The sequence below is a fragment of the Pseudomonadota bacterium genome, from assembly GCA_008501635.1.
In the GTDB taxonomy this organism is placed as follows: domain Bacteria; phylum Pseudomonadota; class Gammaproteobacteria; order QQUJ01; family QQUJ01; genus QQUJ01.
In genome coordinates this window covers 14,198-32,129 of the sequence record QQUJ01000025.1, presented here as the reverse complement: position 1 = coordinate 32,129, position 17,932 = coordinate 14,198, and the positions used below count along the sequence as shown (strand labels likewise).

At 61.1% G+C, this 17,932-nt stretch carries 19 protein-coding genes; 14 read left to right on the top strand and 5 right to left on the bottom strand.

Annotated features, from left to right (window positions below; translation table 11 throughout):
- Window positions 1-40: 40 nt before the first annotated feature.
- Window positions 41-1,213 carry an FAD-binding oxidoreductase gene (locus DWQ09_15450; GenBank protein ID KAA3626676.1) on the top strand — a complete coding sequence of 391 codons (1,173 nt, stop codon included), beginning with the start codon at window positions 41-43 and terminating at the stop codon, window positions 1,211-1,213.
- Here DWQ09_15450 and DWQ09_15445 read toward each other — a convergent pair.
- Window positions 1,200-2,144, bottom strand: coding sequence for an ornithine cyclodeaminase family protein (locus DWQ09_15445; GenBank protein KAA3626675.1), 945 nt, complete (start codon window positions 2,142-2,144; stop codon window positions 1,200-1,202). The genes DWQ09_15450 and DWQ09_15445 overlap by 14 nt on opposite strands.
- A 29-nt stretch (window positions 2,145-2,173) precedes the next feature.
- Between DWQ09_15445 and DWQ09_15440 the strand changes: the two genes are divergently transcribed.
- Window positions 2,174-3,169: a DUF1330 domain-containing protein gene (locus DWQ09_15440; GenBank protein ID KAA3626674.1), complete on the top strand. Its 996-nt coding sequence runs from the start codon at window positions 2,174-2,176 to the stop codon at window positions 3,167-3,169.
- A 100-nt stretch (window positions 3,170-3,269) separates the two neighbouring features.
- Window positions 3,270-3,728 carry a GNAT family N-acetyltransferase gene (locus tag DWQ09_15435; protein KAA3626673.1) on the top strand — a complete coding sequence of 153 codons (459 nt, stop codon included), beginning with the start codon at window positions 3,270-3,272 and terminating at the stop codon, window positions 3,726-3,728.
- Between the two features lie 78 nt (window positions 3,729-3,806).
- On the opposite strand, the gene DWQ09_15430 is transcribed toward DWQ09_15435, so the two are convergent.
- The gene (locus DWQ09_15430) at window positions 3,807-4,649 is read right to left on the bottom strand and encodes a sufurtransferase FdhD (GenBank protein ID KAA3626672.1); all 843 of its coding nucleotides are present in this window, start codon (window positions 4,647-4,649) and stop codon (window positions 3,807-3,809) included.
- An 87-nt stretch (window positions 4,650-4,736) separates the two neighbouring features.
- Complete coding sequence (moaA, locus tag DWQ09_15425) at window positions 4,737-5,741, bottom strand: GTP 3',8-cyclase MoaA (GenBank protein ID KAA3626671.1); 1,005 nt, start codon at window positions 5,739-5,741, stop codon at window positions 4,737-4,739.
- A gap of 323 nt (window positions 5,742-6,064) precedes the next feature.
- On the opposite strand from moaA, the gene DWQ09_15420 reads away from it, so the two are divergent.
- The 10 genes from DWQ09_15420 (at window position 6,065) to DWQ09_15375 (ending at window position 15,114) form a co-directional block, all read left to right on the top strand.
- Window positions 6,065-6,577, top strand: a complete 513-nt coding sequence (locus DWQ09_15420; protein ID KAA3626670.1) for a DUF3305 domain-containing protein — start codon at window positions 6,065-6,067, stop codon at window positions 6,575-6,577.
- A complete protein-coding gene (locus DWQ09_15415; protein KAA3626669.1) occupies window positions 6,570-7,088 on the top strand; it encodes a DUF3306 domain-containing protein in 519 nt (172 codons plus the stop codon). Before DWQ09_15420 ends, DWQ09_15415 begins: the two co-directional genes overlap by 8 nt.
- On the top strand, window positions 7,085-8,728 hold the full coding sequence (locus tag DWQ09_15410; GenBank protein KAA3626668.1) for a 4Fe-4S ferredoxin: 1,644 nt from the start codon (window positions 7,085-7,087) through the stop codon (window positions 8,726-8,728). Before DWQ09_15415 ends, DWQ09_15410 begins: the two co-directional genes overlap by 4 nt.
- An 18-nt stretch (window positions 8,729-8,746) precedes the next feature.
- Complete coding sequence (locus tag DWQ09_15405; GenBank protein ID KAA3626667.1) at window positions 8,747-9,352, top strand: molecular chaperone TorD; 606 nt, start codon at window positions 8,747-8,749, stop codon at window positions 9,350-9,352.
- 29 nt (window positions 9,353-9,381) lie between these two features.
- The gene (locus tag DWQ09_15400) at window positions 9,382-9,582 is read left to right on the top strand and encodes a formate dehydrogenase (GenBank protein KAA3626666.1); all 201 of its coding nucleotides are present in this window, start codon (window positions 9,382-9,384) and stop codon (window positions 9,580-9,582) included.
- A gap of 57 nt (window positions 9,583-9,639) precedes the next feature.
- The gene (locus DWQ09_15395) at window positions 9,640-12,558 is read left to right on the top strand and encodes a formate dehydrogenase (protein ID KAA3626665.1); all 2,919 of its coding nucleotides are present in this window, start codon (window positions 9,640-9,642) and stop codon (window positions 12,556-12,558) included.
- Window positions 12,559-12,572: 14 nt separating this feature from the next.
- The gene (locus tag DWQ09_15390; protein ID KAA3626664.1) at window positions 12,573-13,178 is read left to right on the top strand and encodes a 4Fe-4S dicluster domain-containing protein; all 606 of its coding nucleotides are present in this window, start codon (window positions 12,573-12,575) and stop codon (window positions 13,176-13,178) included.
- Between the two features lie 83 nt (window positions 13,179-13,261).
- On the top strand, window positions 13,262-14,314 hold the full coding sequence (locus DWQ09_15385; GenBank protein KAA3626663.1) for a formate dehydrogenase subunit gamma: 1,053 nt from the start codon (window positions 13,262-13,264) through the stop codon (window positions 14,312-14,314).
- 117 nt (window positions 14,315-14,431) lie between these two features.
- Window positions 14,432-14,665, top strand: coding sequence for a molybdopterin converting factor subunit 1 (moaD, locus tag DWQ09_15380; protein KAA3626662.1), 234 nt, complete (start codon window positions 14,432-14,434; stop codon window positions 14,663-14,665).
- An 11-nt stretch (window positions 14,666-14,676) separates the two neighbouring features.
- Window positions 14,677-15,114 (top strand): molybdenum cofactor biosynthesis protein MoaE, encoded by a 438-nt coding sequence (locus tag DWQ09_15375; protein KAA3626661.1) that lies wholly within the window; start codon window positions 14,677-14,679, stop codon window positions 15,112-15,114.
- A 222-nt stretch (window positions 15,115-15,336) separates the two neighbouring features.
- On the opposite strand, the gene DWQ09_15370 is transcribed toward DWQ09_15375, so the two are convergent.
- On the bottom strand, window positions 15,337-16,473 hold the full coding sequence (locus DWQ09_15370; GenBank protein KAA3626660.1) for an aminotransferase class V-fold PLP-dependent enzyme: 1,137 nt from the start codon (window positions 16,471-16,473) through the stop codon (window positions 15,337-15,339).
- A gap of 130 nt (window positions 16,474-16,603) precedes the next feature.
- The gene (locus DWQ09_15365) at window positions 16,604-16,900 is read right to left on the bottom strand and encodes a hypothetical protein (GenBank protein ID KAA3626659.1); all 297 of its coding nucleotides are present in this window, start codon (window positions 16,898-16,900) and stop codon (window positions 16,604-16,606) included.
- A gap of 129 nt (window positions 16,901-17,029) precedes the next feature.
- Between DWQ09_15365 and DWQ09_15360 the strand changes: the two genes are divergently transcribed.
- Entirely contained in the window at window positions 17,030-17,818 is a 789-nt protein-coding gene (locus tag DWQ09_15360; protein KAA3626658.1) for an NAD(+)/NADH kinase, read from the top strand.
- The last annotated feature ends 114 nt before the right edge of the window (window positions 17,819-17,932 follow it).

Sequence of the window (17,932 nt, the reverse complement as noted above, 5' to 3'; positions counted from 1 at the left end):
TCCTCAGCCTTTCAGGGCAAGCCGGGATGAGTATCTGCCAATGAAATCGGATGTGGTCATCGTCGGGGGTGGGGTGATCGGCAGCGCCGTTGCCTATTTTCTCGCCGCCAATCCAGATTTCGCAGGGCGGGTAACGGTGATGGAACGTGATCCCACTTACCAGGACGGGTCGACCGCACGGTCTGCCGGGTCGATACGTCAGCAGTTCTCGACCCCGGAAAACATCGCGATCTCCCAGTTTGGGATCACCTTCCTCAAGCACCTTGCGGAACACCTGGCGGTGAACGGCGAGTGCCCCGACGTACAGTTCAAGGAGGGGGGCTATCTGTTTCTGGCGACGGCCGCAGGGTTGGAAGCACTCGATAACAATGTGGCAATTCAACACGCGATGGGCGTCAAAGTCCTGCGACTCGATCGCACCCAGCTGGCGCGACGTTTCCCCTGGCTCAATGTCGATGACCTGGCTGCGGGGTCGCTCGGCGTGGTCGATGAGGGATGGTTCGATCCTTACGCGCTGTTGCAGGCGTTTCGCCGCAAGGCCATCGCGTTGGGAGTTCACTACCGTAAACAGGAAGTGGTCGGGCTACAACGGGTGGGGCGGCGCATCGAAGCGGTCGAACTCGCCGGTGGTGAACGCATACACTGCGGGCACGTCGTCAATGCGGCTGGTCCCCGCGCCCGTCAGGTGGCGCACATGGCGGGAGTCGTGTTGCCGGTACATCCCCGCAAGCGTTATGTCTTTGTCTTCGATTGCCGCACCCCATTGGCAGGGTGCCCGCTGGTCGTCGATCCCAGCTGCTGTTACTTCCGTCCCGAAGGAACGCAGTTCATCAGCGGGATATCCCCGCCGGCTCAGAACGATCCCGATTGTCTCGATCTCGAGGTGGATCTCGACTTCTTTGACGAACACCTGTGGCCAAAACTGGCCCATCGCGTTCCCGGTTTCGAGGCGATCAAGCGCACCGGTGCCTGGGCTGGGCATTACGCCTACAACGTCTTCGATCAGAACGCGATCCTGGGCCCGCATCCCGACGTGGAAAACCTGCTCTTCGCCAATGGATTCAGCGGTCATGGCCTGCAGCAGGCACCGGCAGTGGGACGGGGGATCAGCGAACTGCTGATCTACGGGGAGTATCGCCATCTCGATCTGCGTCGTCTGGGGTTCCAGCGGTTTCTGCGTGACGAACCGATCCGCGAGATTAAAGTGGTTTAGATCGTTCGTAGGCCAGGATGGCCGCCGCCAGGTCTTCCAATGCAGTACCGACCGACTTGAACAGGGTGATCGCGGCTTCATCGCCGCGGCCCGGATGATGGCCGCAGCAGAGATCGAACAGATCCGCGCGCACGGCATCGCGGGAAATCGCACCTGACCGCAGCGGCTGCACCAGATCACCCGCCTCGCCGAGCGCCCCTTCGCGGGTATCGACAAAGATCTGCGCCACCCGTAGGCACTCATCGTCGGCCTCGCGCATGTCGGGCCGAAAACCGCCCACCAGATCGAGATGGGTGCCGGGTTTCAGCCATTTGCCCTGGATCAGCGGTGTGCCGGCCAACGTTGCGGTGGAGATGATGTCAGCATCCTGGCATGCCGCGGCAAGATCCTGCGTGGCCGTGGCGGTGAGACCGAGAGCGGCAGCCTGACGCGCGACCTCGATGGCTTTGTCGTGCGAGCGCCCCCAGACGGTCACCTGTTCGATCGGCCGCACCGCGCTGTGGGCGGCGATGAGATTGAGGCTGAGTCGGCCGGTTCCGACCATAACCAGTCGGGTGGCCTCGGCGCGCGCGAGAAACCCCGATGCCAGTGCCGACGCGGCTGCGGTGCGGCGCGCGGTCAGTTCACTGCCGTCCATGAGCGTTAACGGTTCGCCGGTCGCGCCGTCGCAGAGTTGGTAGGTACCGTGGACCGCGGGCAGGCCGCGGGCGCTGTTGTCCGGAAAGACGGTTACGGTCTTCACGCCCAGATAGCGCCCGGAGTGCCAGGCGGGCATCAACAGCAGTGTCGCATCCGCTGCATCCGGCACCGAAACGGTGTGGTGGTGGCGTTGGGGAACGGTGTAGTGGGCGCGAAAGCCGTCGCGCAGCGCCTCGATGAGGTCCGTCCACGGTAGCAGCCGGCAGAGTTGTTCGGCGTCGAGATGGCGCATCGCGGGTTTGTCGTCGGGTAATTGAGCTAATGCTACCCTTTGTCGGGCGATTCGCCACCACGGGCAATTCGCAGCGTTGCGGTCATACCTGTCCGCTGCGTCAAGTGCCACCGACCAAGAAAGGCTTGCCGATGGACCCGTCGATCGATTTCTACTACACCCCCGTTTCGCCGTGGAGTTTCATCGGTCTGGAGCGGCTGCTCAAGATCGCGCAACGCCACGGGGCGACGGTGCGTTTCAAACCGGTCGAACTGCCGCGCATCTTTGCCACCACAGGCTACCAGCCGATTGCTCAACGGCCTCCGGCCTTGCTCGCCAACCGTATGCAGGAGTTGCGACGTTGGCGCGCCTTTCTGGGTCTGACGATGAACCTGGAGCCCAGGTATTTCCCGGTGCCCGACAGATTCGCCTGTCTGACTATCGTCGCCGCTCAGGAACAGGGGCACGAAGTGGCAGACTTCACGGCTGCTTTGATGCGGGGCTGTTGGGTGGAGGAGCGCGACGTCTCCAATCCCGACACCGTTGCCGAGATCGCCAATGAGGTCGGATTGGACGGGGCGGCATTGGTTGCGGCAAGCGACTCGGAGGCTGCACAGAAGCGTCTGGCCGCCAACACCGATGAGGCCATCGGCCACTCGGCCATCGGCGTTCCGACCTATGTCGTGGGCAGCGACGTTCTCTTTGGCCAGGATCGGCTGGAGTTTCTGGATCGGCTGCTGGGCGTCCAGGCGCCTCCTTCCGCCTATCTCATAGGACAGATAAAGATCAAGGACCCTGAGCTGTGGCAACGTTATGTAACGGGTGTCGCCGCATCGTTGTCTCCCTTTGGCGCCGAGCTTGTGTTCCGGGGGCAGTGCCAAAACGTGTTGGCCGGTGAAACCAAACTCGATCAGGCCGTCGTGATTCGTTTTCGCGATCAACCGACGCTGCAGGAGTGGTTCGAATCGGCGGCATATCAGACACTTATCCCGTTGCGCGACCGGGCGGCCGAGACGCTGATCGTGAGCTATAACCCGCGACAGTGACCCTGCTACCGCAGGGGTTAATGACCTCATAATGTAAAAGGGTATTTACAGTACCGTGCTTTTAGTGTGAAAAGGGGTGGAGAGCAGAGGAGGGAAGAGCATGGCACTAGCTAAAAGAGAGCCGCAGATCGAACTGCGCGATGCACGTATCAGCGACGCCGCAGACATCGCTGGACTGGCCGAAGCACTGGGATATCCATCGACTGCGCAACAGGTGCGAGAGCGCATGCAGTCGATGCTGCGCGACCCCCGCAATCACATCACGGTAGCCGAGATGGCGGGTGACGGGCTGGTAGGATGGGTGCACGTCTATCGTCACGAACTTCTGGAGATGGATCCCTTCGCCGAGATCGGCGGTCTGATCGTGGGCGAGGCGTATCGCGGCCGGGGTATCGGCTCACGCCTCATCGAGGCGGCACTGTACTGGACGCGTGCCTGCGGGATTACCGATCTACGGGTACGCACGCGCGTCGAGCGCGAGCGGGCGCACAAATTCTATTACCGGCATGGGTTCGAACTGCGCAAGACCCAGCTGGTACTCTCCAAGCCCATCGAATAGTAGGCAACTACCTTGGTAGTTATAGAGGTAAATTCAGCATTATGGGGCGCAGGCAGGTCTGATTCCTGTGGCGGGCCGTCAGGATGCCGGGCGGACTCGATGCGGTGTTGAATCCAGTACGAAATTTTCCTGTCCGTTGAAAATCAGGAAATGCTCGCCCTTGGCGCGTCCGATCATGGTGACGCCCAGTTGCTGAGCCAGCGAGAGTCCCATTTCAGTGATCCCCGAACGCGACAGCAGTACCGGGATTCCCATCTGCGCCACTTTGATGACCATCTCCGAGGTGAGGCGGCCGGTGGTGTAGAAGATCGTGTCGTCCCCTGGGACGCCTTCCAGCCACATCCATCCAGCGATGGCATCGACGGCGTTGTGACGGCCGACATCTTCCACGAAGCAGAGAATGTCGGTGGCCGAGCACAACGCGCAGCCATGGACGGCACCGGCGGCACGGTAGACGCTGTTGTGATGGGCAAGGCGATCGAGCAACGCGTAGACGATCGATTGCCGCAGTTGCGGGCGCGGTAACCGGATCTGCTCCAGGCGCGCCATCAGATCGCCAAAGACCGTGCCCTGACCGCACCCGGTGGTGACGGTGCGGCGTGAGAGCTTCTCATCCCACCCGTCGGTGCCCTGATGGGTGACGACCGCCACCGAATCCGTCTCCCAATCCACCTGGACGGAGCGGATCTGCTCGATCTCGCCAATGAAACCCTGGTTACGGAGATAACCGAGGGTCAGCGCTTCCGGGTGGCCGCCGAGAGTCATCAAGGTCACCACTTCATGCTTATCCACATAGAGCGTCAGGGGACGTTCGCCGGCGATGCTGACCTCGCGTGGCTCACCGTGTTCGTCAATGGCGGTCACCGCATGGGTCGGGGCAAGACCGGCCTGGGTCATTTGGGGGCGGTAGCGTGTCACCATCGAAATTGCTGTCAATTGGATTGTGATAACAGAGTATCCCGCGCAACGCCGTCAGGAGGCAAAGCCTTCAAGGGTGTTCTGCCACTCTCATCCGCCGGTAACGTTCATGTGGCGCATGATCACCGGGCGTTCGCTGAGGTCGAACTCGTGCCCTTTGGGTTTGATCTCCATGGCCGCCACGATGGCCTGCTGCAAACGCTCGCGATCCCCCGGGTTGGCGCGGATCACGCGGCGCAGATCCACCGAATGCTCCTGGCCGAGGCACAACAGCAGACGGCCTTCGACAGTGAGACGCACGCGATTGCAGTCACCGCAGAAGTTATGACTGTGCGGCGAGATGAATCCGATGCGGGTCGGTTCGCCCGCGATGTGATAGTAGCGCGACGGTCCGCCCGTCGTCTCCGCGGTCGGAATCAGTTCAAAGGTGCCTTCGATGTCACGACGCACCAGATCGCTTGAGTAGTACGAACCCAGCCGATCGTGCCCGTCGACATTACCCAGTGGCATCTCTTCGATAAAGGTGATGTCCAGGCCACGCGCTCGCGCGAAATTGACCAGCGGCACGATCTCGTCGTCGTTCAGCCCTTTGAGAATTACCGCGTTCAGTTTGATACGCCGGAATCCCACCCGTTGAGCAGCCTCGATTCCCGCCAGCACCTCGTCGAGATTGCCGTTGCGGGTAATGCGGCGAAATCGCTCCGCATCAAGGCTGTCGAGACTGATATTGAGCCGCCGTACGCCACTGGCCCACAGGCCTTCGGCCATTTTCGGAAGCAGCGCCCCGTTGGTGGTGATCGTCAGCTCTTTGAGCCCCGGTTGCGCCCCCAAGTGGTCGAAGAGCCACAGGATGTTGTGACGCACCAGCGGCTCGCCCCCGGTGATGCGGATCTTGGTCACCCCGAGTTCCGCAAACGCGGCGCCGATCTCGGCGATCTCCTCCAGGGTCAATACCTGGGCTCGCGGCAGAAACTCCATCTCCTCGGCCATACAGTAGAGGCAACGGAAGTTGCAGCGATCCGTGACCGAAATACGCAGGTACGTGACCCGGCGACCAAAACGATCGACCAGAGAGCCAGGGACTGGCTGGGGCATCACATTCTCCTTGTCAGACGGCGAATAACCAATAGTAACACTCAGTTATTGTAGCGGGTTATTGGGCACAGTTTTCACTTCATCGCAGCAAGAAGTATTCCCGGCCACCCAACCGGTGTTGGATGCCTTGGGTGGCGGGTGCTCGGATTCCCGTTAGCGATTGCGCGGGTGGTTCACTATGACCCAGGTGCGGGCCTGGCCGGGTCATAGTGACCCTTTCACAGACACTGACTGAACACTAAGCTCGCCCCTGTAAACGGATCATAAACAACAGGTTAGACAAAACTCGCTGGCTTGGTATGTAACTTGCCCCTTTCAACAGGATGCGAACCGATAAAGGCCATGAACGCAGCGGTACTCCCCCGAACGAATCTGTTCAGACTCGGCGTCAGGTCTCGCTGCACCTGGCGCGACGTACGGTGCGAGTGGGGCGGTGGGATTCGGAACGTTGGCACGTGCTGGCCATTGCCGACAGCGCGCTGCCCGACGGTCAGGCACCGCGACTGATCAGACGCTGGGCGAGCGCGGAAGGCGAAGAGTTCCTTTGGGACGGCCTGGTCCTCGCGCTCCACCCTGACGAAACGGCCCACTACCTGTACAACCTGACGGCTGAACATCCGGTTCTGTTTGTCGCCTGTACCCCTGATGAAGAGTGCGGTGGCGTGCGCCCGGTGCTGCTGACCATGAGCCAGGACGAGGCTGCGTCTCACATGGAGGTGGAGGATGAAGTACTGGCCCTGCCGCTGCCCAAGGAGATCCGCCTCTGGGTGGCGGGCTACGTGGAACGGGTCGGTGTCAAAACCCAACCCCGTCGCAAGCGAGCGTTAGATGCCTGAGCCCACTGCCCATTACCTGAATGACGTGCCGACGGCAGAGGAACCCGAGGGGTTGCTGAGCCGCTGGGCACGTCGCAAACGCGAAGTGGCTCGTGAAGCGGCCAGTGCTTCCGCGGACGTTGATGCAACGGATTCAGAGTGCAAAGAACCCGCCGCAGCCGACACCGCGCCGACCGCGTTGCCAACCCTCGACTCGCTGGGCAGCGAATCCGATTTCACCGGCTTTCTCTCACCGGAGGTGGATGAGTCCTTGCGCAAGGCTGCCTTGCGTAAGCTTTTCCATCTGCCCGATTTCAACATCACCGATGGATTGAACGATTACGACGGCGACTACACCGTCTTCGAACCCCTGGGTGACATGGTTCCCTACCACCTCAAACAGTGGATCGCGCGCGAGGCCGCAGCGGTCAAGACGGCGTTGGAACAATCGGCGGAAGAGGCGATGCCAGGCGAGGATCCCACGAGCATGGCGACCGATGACAGGGTGACCGAGGAGCCGCAGCGATCATGAGCATTCACCACCCACACGCCCGGGTCGAAGCCCGTACGGGAAACAACCGCGCGGCGCGCGAAGCCGCACTGCAGGCGCTTGGGGCTCTGCCCGCATTCGTTGGGCAGGGTGTCGAGTATCACGCAGCGGGACACCTGCTGATCATCGGCAGCGTGGCCCAGGCATTTCAGGTTTCGACCCGGTTGGGAACGGCTGTCTCGTGCTCGGTGGTGCTTGTCGATGAAGCCTTGGACAGCGGCCTGCCGGCCGAGGTGCCGGTCTTTGGCGGCAACCTGACGCGACTGGAGGGCTATCTCGGTCGGTTCAAGGCCTATCTGCTGGGCAAGGGCGGCGATGAGGAGATCGACCTTGCCCCCCTCACGGGTCGTCAGTACTTCGACGCCGTTCTGGATCTTGGCGATAAACCCATGCTCAAGGCCGATCTCCCCCCTCCCGGCTATTTCGCGCCCTGCGCCGCCCAGGGTTTGGAGGCTGCGTTGCAGCAATTGCAGGATCTGGTGGGCGAATTCGAGAAGCCACGCTATGTCCAGGTCAACAGCGACCTGTGCGCCCACAGCGCCAGCGGCCTGCTGGGTTGTACGCGGTGTCTCAATGTCTGCCCGGCGTGGGCCATTCATCCTGACGGCGAGAAGGTGACGGTTGACGTCCATCTCTGCCATGGGGTCGGCAGCTGTGCCAGCGCCTGCCCCTCAGGGGCGATTTCCTACAACTACCCCGACCGAAAAACACTCATCAACCGCGTTCGCACCCTGATGCAGGGTTTTCTTGCCGCGGGGGGCGAGGGCGCAGCACTGCTGATACACGACAACGCAAACGCCGAACGGATCAGCGCTGCCCTCGACAGGATGCCGGGTCGGGTCGTGCCCCTGGAACTCGAAGAGATCGGCGCCGCCGGCATCGAGTTGTGGCTCAGCGCCCTGGCCTACGGTGCCGCGGAGGTTCTGTTGCTGACCTCGGTCGAAACACCCGGCGGTGTTCTGCGGGTGCTCGACAGCGAGCTGGAAGTGATCGAAAGCCTGCTGGCTGGTATGGGGTGTGGTTCGCATGCCGTACGACGCATCGAGTGGGAGGCGCTGATGGCGGCGAAGGATAGTTCACCGGCGGCGGGGCGCCAGCCCGCCAGGTTCGCCGCGCTCGAGGACAAGCGTGAGGTGATCCGTCTGTCTGTCGACCATCTCTACCAGCAAACGGCCAGGCGCCAGATGGTGGCCACGCTCCCGGAAGGGGCCGCCTTTGGTGCGGTCACCGTGGCGGATGGCTGCACGCTGTGCATGGCATGTGCCTCGGTCTGTCCGCCGGGGGCGTTGCAGGGCGGGACGCAGAGCCCACAGCTGCAGTTTCTGGAGCAGAACTGTGTGCAGTGCGGTCTGTGCGTGAAGGCATGCCCCGAGCAGGTCGTGACCCTGCAGCCGCGCTACCTGTTTGATGACGACCAACGCCGCACGGCGCGCATTCTTCGCGCAGACGAAGCGGTGTGCTGCACCGACTGCGGAACGCCGTTCGCGCCGCGCAGTTCGATCACCAAGTTGCAGCACCTGCTCGCAGGACACCGGATGTTCGCCGGGGCCGCTGCGCGACGTTTCGAACTGTGCGACAGCTGCCGCGTGAAAGACATCATGCGCGAAACCGGCCAGGCATGAAGTTGAGGAGATAGATCGATGCCAGCACTTGCCGAAGCCTATACCGATGACGAAACGCAACAGCAACGCGCCGACCTCTACGGCCTGCTGGGCACTCTGCTGGGTCAGTTGCCCGACCAGGCACTGCTGGGCGCACTGGGCGCACTGGAGGTGGAGGCCGCTGCCGATCCACTGGCGCCGGCGGTGGCGGAGTTGGCGGCATTGGCGAAAACAACCGATCTCCCCACCTTGCAGGACGCCTATACCAGACTCTTCATCGGCATCGGCCGCGGGGAGATCGTCCCCTATGCGTCGTGGTATCTGAGCGGCTTTGTGATGGACAAGTCTCTATCGCGTCTCCGTCAGACCCTGGAGACATTGGGATTCGAGCGCCGGGAAGGCGTGCACGAACCCGAGGACCATATGGCGGCCTTGTGCGAGGTCATGAGTCACCTGGTGGCGGAAGGACCCGACGGGCGGGCGGTTCAGGGGGATTTCTTCACGCGCTACCTGCTGCCGTGGGCGCAGCGGTTTTTCAGGGATCTGCAGAAAGCCGAGGCGGCTGGGGATTTTTATCGCGTTGTCGGAGAGTTTGGAGAACGGTTAATTAAGTCAGAAAAACAATATCTTGAAGCAGTTAATTAATGTCATTACTTGGTAAACGGAGAGACGAGATGAGCAAAAGAGAGCGAGAAGGTGTAACGCGTCGTGCGTTCCTGAAGGGAAGCGTGACCGCCGGCGCCGCGGCTGCTGCCGCTGTCGCCCTGAGTGGCGAATCGATCGCCGCAACCGAGTCCGCGAAGGAGAGCCCCAAAGCAAAAGGATATCGCGCCACTGCGCACATCCGGGCGTATTACAAATCGGCACGCAGCTGAGAATGGCCGGATAGCCGGTCGCAACGTTTCAGATTCAGAAACCACGAGGAACAGACCATGAAGCTGGTGAAAAAATACAGCGACGCCTCCGGTCAGCAGTCGGTACATGCACAGTCGGCCCGGACGGGGCTCACACGCCGCAATTTCCTGCGCGCCTCGGGCGCCGTGGCAGGTGGTGGTATCGCTGCGGGGCTCTTCACGCCCGGCATGATGCGCAAGGCGCAGGCTGCCACGGCCACCCAATCAGGAAAAGTCGAGATAAGACGTTCGATCTGCACCCACTGTTCGGTCGGGTGCGGCATCTATGCCGAGGTGCAGAACGGCGTCTGGACCGGCCAGGAACCGGCCTTCGATCACCCCTTCAGCCTGGGCGGACATTGTGCGAAAGGCGCCGCGGTGCGCGAGCACGGCATGGGCGAGCGTCGACTGAAATATCCGATGAAGCTGGTCGGCGGGAAGTGGCAGAAGGTGAGCTGGGATCAGGCCATTGGCGATATCGGCGATCAGATGCTGCAGATTCGCGAGCAGTCCGGTCCCGATTCGGTCTACTGGTTGGGTTCGGCCAAGTACAGCAACGAGCAGTCCTATCTGTTCCGCAAGTTCGCCGCCCTCTGGGGCTCGAACAACGTGGATCACCAGGCGCGTATCTGTCACTCCACCACGGTAGCCGGTGTCGCCAACACCTGGGGCTACGGTGCGATGACCAACTCGTTCAACGACCTGCACAACTCGCGCGCGATTATCCTCATCGGCTCCAATCCCGCCGAGGCGCATCCGGTCGCCATGCAGCATATTCTGCGGGCCAAGGAGCGCAACAATGCGCCGATCATCTGCGTCGATCCGCGCTTCAGCCGCACGGCGGCCAAATCCACCGAGTATGTGCGCATCCGCCCCGGTACCGATGTGGCCTACATCAACGGGCTGCTGTGGCACATCTTCGAGAACGGCTGGGAGGACAGGAACTTCATCGCTCAGCGTGTCTACGGTCTCGATGAGGTGCGCAAAGAGGTCAAGAAATGGACGCCAGACGAGGTGGAGAGCGTCACCGGTGTTTCCGGTGAACAGATGCGCCGTGTCGCCAAGACGCTGGCCGACAACCGACCCGGCACCGTCATCTGGTGCATGGGTGGTACCCAGCACACCACCGGCAACAACAACACCCGCGCCTACTGCATCCTGCAGCTGGCCCTTGGCAATATGGGTGTGGCAGGTGGTGGCACCAACATCTTCCGTGGTCACGACAACGTGCAGGGTGCTACCGACATGTGCGTGCTGTCGCACTCGCTGCCCGGCTACTACGGTCTGGCGGAAGGCGCCTGGAAGCACTGGGCGCGTGTCTGGGACGTGGATTTCGAGTGGCTCAAGGCGCGCTTCGACAAGGAAGAGAAACCCGGCGAGTTCTTTGGCGACGAAGACAGCAGCGGAGCCGGTGACAAGAAGCCGCTTGCCAACATGAACGCGAGCGGTATTCCGGTGTCGCGGTGGATCGACGGCGTGCTGGAAGACAAGACCAACATCGCACAACGCGACAATCTGCGCGCGATGGTGTTCTGGGGACATGCACCCAACTCGCAGACCCGTGGCGTGGACATGAAAAAGGCGATGGAGAAACTGGATCTGTTGGTCATCATCGATCCCTATCCCACGGCGTCTGCCGTCATGCACGACCGCACGGATGGCGTCTACCTGCTGCCGGCGTCGACCCAGTTCGAAACCTACGGTTCGGTAACGGCCTCGAACCGCGCGCTGCAGTGGCGTGACAAGGTGATCGAACCGCTGTTCGAGTCGCTGCCCGATCAAACCATCATGTACAAATTCGCCAAGAAGCTCGGCTTCGACAAGGAGTTGTGCAAACACATTGCGGTCAACGACGACGAGCCATTGATCGAGGACATCACCCGCGAGTTCAACAAGGGTATGTGGACCATCGGCTATACCGGTCAGAGTCCGGAGCGCTTGAAGATGCACCAACAAAACTGGCACACCTTCAACACGACTTCGCTGCTGGCCGAAGGCGGTCCCGCCAACGGCGACTACTACGGGCTGCCCTGGCCGTGTTGGGGCACGGCGGAGATGAAGCACCCCGGTACTCCGATCCTCTACGACACGAGCAAGTCGGTGGCGCGCGGCGGTCTGAACTTCCGCGCCCGCTTCGGGGTCGAGCGCAACGGCGTCAGCCTGCTGGCCGATGGCTCGTACCCGGTGGGCAACGAAATCAAGGATGGCCACCCCGAGTTCACGGCGGATCTGCTGAAGAAACTCGGCTGGTGGAACGATCTCACCGCTGAGGAACAGACGGCCGCTGAAGGCAAGAACTGGAAGACCGACCTCTCCGGCGGCATCCAGCGCGTCTCCATCAAACACGGCTGCGCCCCCTTCGGCAATGCCCGGGCCCGCGCCATCGTCTGGACCTTCCCCGATCCGGTACCGATCCACCGCGAACCGCTCTATACGTCGCGACGCGATCTGGTGGCCAGGTATCCGACCTACGAGGATCGCAAATCGCACTATCGTTTGCCGACGCTCTATGCCTCCATCCAGGCCAAGGACTTCTCCAACGACTATCCGCTGATTCTGACCAGTGGGCGTCTGGTGGAGTACGAGGGTGGTGGGGATGAGAGCCGCTCTAACCCGTGGCTGGCCGAGCTTCAGCGCGAGATGTTCGCTGAGATCAATCCGCTCGATGCCAACAACGCCGGAATTCGCGAAGGCGCCGATATCTGGGTTGAGGGTCCGGAAGGGGCAAGGATCAAAGTCAAGGCGATGATCACGCGGCGCGTGGCGGCTGGGGTGGTCTTCCTGCCCTTCCACTTCGCCGGCCATTTCCAGGGCAAAGATCTGCGCAGCAAGTATCCGCAGGGCGCCGATCCTTACATCCTGGGTGAAGCTGCCAACACGGTGCTCACCTACGGGTACGACTCGGTGACCCAGATGCAGGAGACCAAATGCTCACTGTGCCGGATCAAGGCCGCCTGACAGGAGAATATGAAATGGCGCGTATGAAATTCATGATGGATGCAGAGCGCTGCATCGAGTGCAACGGTTGCGTGACCGCCTGCAAGAACGAGCACGAGATCCCCTGGGGTATCAACCGGCGGCGCGTAGTGACCATTAACGACGGTGAACCCGGCGAGCGTTCAATCTCAGTAGCCTGCATGCACTGTTCCGACGCACCGTGCATTGCCGTCTGTCCGGTCGATGTCATCTACCAGACCGAAGACGGTGTGGTGCTGCACGACAAAGATCGCTGCATCGGCTGTGGCTACTGCCTGTTTGCCTGTCCGTTTGGCGCACCGCAGTTCCCGGCGCAGTCGGCTTTCGGTTCGCGCGGCAAGATGGACAAGTGCACCTTCTGCGCCGGCGGCCCCACCGACGACGAGCGCAAGTACGGACGCGATCGCCTCTCCGAGGGCAAGCTGCCGCTGTGTGCTGAGATGTGCTCGACCAAGGCGCTCATCGCCGGCGACGCCGATGATGTCTCCAACATCTATCGCGAGCGGGTCGTTTATCGCGGCTCCGCCGGTGGTGCCTGGGGGTCGGATCTTGCCTACGGCGGTGGTCGTCGACGCACTCGCCGGGCAAAGACTACGCCTTAGGGCAATCGACGGGTGGGGGTCGGCGACTTGGTGAGAGGTTTGTCGGCCCTTTCACCCACCGGGCATTGTGAAGGAATCGAATCATGCTGCGACGGCTGTTAGGTAGGTCGAGGCGGGGCGGCGCGTGTGTCGGCGCGTTGGTTCTGATGGCGTTAACGCTGCTGTTGTTCGCCGGTGCCTCTAGCGAAGCGGCCTACGCGGCGCAATCGCGTAACGAGGCGTCGGAGCAGATCCCGGGCGCTGCCCTATGGCGCGATGTGCGTCAGGGGGTATCCGGGATTACCAACAGCCCTGATGCCGAGCATGGCAATCTGATCAATAGCAGCGGCGAGGATTGGCGTCAGACGCGCAATGGTCCGGTCGCCGCCTTTGGTCGGTGGGCGCTGGCATTGGCTGCATTGGGCATTGGACTGCTCTTTTTGATTCGCGGGCGCATTCGGGTCGACAACGGTTTCTCCGGCAAGACCATCGAGCGTTGGACGGCACCGGATCGGGTCATTCATTGGTTCGTGGCCATCCTGTTTGTCGTGCTGGCACTCACTGGCCTCAGTTTCCTCTATGGCAAGGAACTGCTGCTGCCCATCATGGACAGGGCCAGCTTTGCTGCCTGGGGTGCATTGGCAAAAACGCTGCACAACTACGGCGGCCCGCTGTTTGTCGCCGGGCTGGTTCTGATGATCGTCAAATGGCTGCCGCACAACCGCTTCAAAAAGATCGACGCCGTGTGGCTGGCCAAGGGCGGCGGCATCCTGACCAAGGCGCATCCCTCCGCTGAATACCTCAACGCGGGTGAGAAGCTGTGGTTCTGGCTGGTCGTGTTCGGCGGGTTGGGGGTCAGCATCTCCGGCCTGATCCTCGATTTCCCCAATTTCGGGCAAACCCGCGGGACGATGCAGCTGACGCATATCCTCCACACGCTGTTCGCACTGACGCTGATGGCCGTGTTTCTAGGGCATGTCTACATCGCGACACTGGGAACCGAGGGTGCACTGGAAGGGATGGTCTACGGCCACGTGGACGTGGAATGGGCCAAGCAGCACCATGATCTCTGGTACCAGGAGGTGGTGGAAGGGAAGGGCGCGGCGGCGGAGAAAATACCTGATATTTCACCTTCAGATAAGCCGGCAACCCTATGAAATAAATAGTATTAGATACGATGCATGCACTGCAAAGGACAGATTCCAGGCTGTCCTTTGCCATTCCGGGTTGCTACCCTATACGCCTCGATCCAAGACGGTCCCGGGATGTCCAGCATGCCGATTCATGTGAAGTACTTCGCCAGCCTGCGCGAGCGGGTCGGTCGCAGTGAGGAGAGCATCGATGCCAGCACGGTATCCACAGTGCTGGATGTATGGAACCGTGCCGCGCGGGGTCAGATGGCGCCGGGAAATCTGCTGGCGGCCGTCAACCATGAACATGCGGAACTGGACCACCCCGTCAAGGACGGCGATGAGGTGGCGTTCTTCCCGCCCGTTACCGGTGGGTGAGGCTGTCAGCAATGCGAGTCGAAATTCTCGATACACCCTTTGATCCGCTGGAGGCGGTGCGAGAGCATCAGGAGGCGATGCAGGCTGAGCACGGAAGCTTCGGTGCAACCGCGCTGTTCATCGGCACCATGCGCGATCTCAACGAAGGTGATGCGGTTCAACGGATGACGCTCGAGCACTATCCCGACATGACCCGCAGGCATCTGGAGCAGATTTCGCAGGAGGCGCACGAGCGCTGGGGGGTCATCGATACCCTGATCATCCACCGCGTCGGCGAGATGCAGCCGAACGACCCCATCGTGCTGGTCGCCGCCTGGTCGGCCCATCGCGGCGAGGCGTTCGCCACCTGCCGTTACCTGATCGAGGAGTTGAAATCCCGCGCACCGTTCTGGAAAAAAGAGTATCTCGACAGCGGGGAACGTTGGGTGGAGCACAATACGCCCGCCTGATCACCCTGCGCGCCCGTCTACCGCGGCAGCAGGATGATCGCGAGAGCGCAGATCGCCACAATCGCTACGAATACGATCAGAAACTTGCGCTGTGTTCCAGTCGGATCACGGGATTCCGGTAATCCTGACATCATGACCCCGCACCTGGGGCATTGCTCCATTGGCGTGCTGAACCGGCTGCCGCAGGCAGGGCAGGGGTAGTCACTCATCGGCTACTCCCACTCATACCGCCTTGGCCAGTTCCTGAACGAAAGACCATGCCTGGCGCAGCTCGGATACCGACGTGTAAAAGTGCGGCGAGAAGCGCACGCCACCCCCGCGCGGTGCGCACAGCACCCGCCGCTCCTTGAGCTGTGCACAGAGACGCCGCGGCGAGAGTTCGCGGTGACCGAAGGTGACAATCCCGGCGTGACGATCTGTTTCAGCCGGTGTGAGTAAAGAAAAGCCTTCTGTATTGTTAATTAATTCAATAAGTAACGAGGTATTCTTAAGTATATTGTTTGCAATCTCCCGCATGCCGATTTCTTCGATGAGTTCCAGACTGGCGTTTAGGGCATGAATGCCGAGCATGTTGGGGCTGCCGCATTCGAAGCGTTTCGCGGTGCGTGCCAGAGTCCATTCCATCTGGGTGTAATCGACGATCTGCTCGGCGCTGTGCCAGCCCACTTCGGTGAGTCGCAACCTCTCACGCAGATCGGGTCGCACCCAGAACACGCCAATGCCTTCCGGCCCCAGCATCCATTTATGCCCGTCGGCGGCCACGAAATCGGCCTGATACCGTTGTACATCGAAGGGCAGGGCACCCAATTGCTGGATCGCATCGATGCAGAAGAGCACTTCGTTGTCGCGGCAGAAGGTCCCGATGCGTTCCAGCGCCATGCGCAGCCCTGTGCCGTACTGCACGGCGCTGACGCTGATCAGGCGCGTCCGTTCATCGACCAATCCGAACAGGGCGGCCTCGGGATCATCACATTCAGTAATCGCCGCCAGCCGGGTTTCAACTCCGAATCGCTCCAACGACTGCCAGACCCAGCGATTGGAGGGAAACTCCTCGATGCAAGTGACCACGTTGTCGCCGGGTGCCCAGTCGAGCCCGTAGGCGACGAAGGAGAGCGCCTCGGAGGTGTTCTTGACCAGTGCGATGTCGTCGGACGAAGCGGCGTTGAGCAACCGTTGCAAGCGCTCGCGCAGCTGTTGTTCCGTCGCCTCCCAGCGCCGGTAGTTCCATGAGCCCGAGTGCGCGTTCTCCGCGGCAAAACGTGCCACTGCATCTGCGGCACGTTGCGGCCAGGGCGCGACCGCCGCATGATTGAGGTAGATCAGACCCTGCTCGTGAGGGAACTCGGATCGATAGGGCATGATGATATTTTCGGCGTTGGCGATACCAGACCGCAGTATGCCGCAGCCTGCGCCAACTGCAACTCAGGGGATGCGCCCGAATCCGGACCAATGCTGAAAGCCGCGTAACGCGCGGTCGCTGACGACAAGATCATGCTCGCAAGCCGGATTCGCCGTTACCATCCAGCCGGGAGAAGTCGTGTATCTCATGGATGAAACTTTCCACGGGAGCGAGGTAGTCGGTACGATTCAAAAATAGCCGAACTGCGGCCGGAGAATCGCAGCTACAGGCGATATCAATCAGTTCCTGCGCCTCGTACCGCCAGTGTTCGAACCGGGGACCGGTGCGGGCCGGATGCCGGGAGAGGGGTTCTGCCGCCAGGGCGGAAATTGACCCAAACACCAAACCGCCAGTTAAGATAAGCGCCAGGTGAAGAGATTTCGTCATGACCCGTCTCCCCATGCCGTTTCAGTACCCGTCGGCCGGCAGCCAATGAGACTTGGTCATAAGCAAGCTATGAATCTGGAACACTGCACCGATTGGATCGGGTAGGGGCGTGAGGGGTGAATATATAAAGTGAAATCAATAAGTAAGAACAAGATCAGCAAAGCCTTTCTTGCCCGTACACCCTTTATCGAGCGCCCCGAAGAGGTGGATCGCCTGCTGGCCGGGCGGTTTGATCTGGTTGAATCGCCGGAGGAGGCGGATCTGATACTCGTTTTCGGCGGGGACGGCACCATGTTGCGCGCCATCCGCGAATACCGTCACCAGAACAACTACTTCGTCGGCATTCACGGAGGGACCGTCGGTTTTCTGATGAACGAAAGCACCGAGGCGGTCGTTGAGGCGGATGCCTTCTATTTTGATGAGTTGTGGATGGTGGAAGGCGATATCGTCACGGAAGAGGGCGTACAGACGGTTCACGGCTTCAACGACATCTGGATCGAGCGCAGCACCGAAAGGGTGCTGAAGATACGGCTGATGATCGATGACCGTGAAGTACCGCAGCTGATACTGGCCGATGGTATCGTCGTCTGTACACCTCAGGGCAGCAGCGGTTACAACCGGGCCGCCCGCGGCAAGGTGATCATGCCCGGCGTGCCGGTTCTGCAGATGACGCCGATCGCGGCCATGGTCAACAAGACCCCGCTCGGGTCACTGATCCTTGCGGAAGATTCGGAGATCGTGTTGCGCCTGGAAGAGCAGGCGAAGAGACCGGCCCGTATCATGGCGGACAATCGCATGTATGAGATTCCGGTGTGGCGGGAACTGCGCATCAGAAAGAGCAAAGAGCGCGTGAATCTCGGTTTCGCGCGGCAGAATGTCTTTCTGGAGAGAATGTTTGGCGCCCAATACCATAGTTGATTGACATAGTGGGTAGATATGGTGAGTGATCAGGCCGTAGGATTTATGGAAAACAGTGAGAAGCAGAAACAGGTGCGGAAAAAATAGCGTAGTTGATCGCAGCGGCGATTGGCG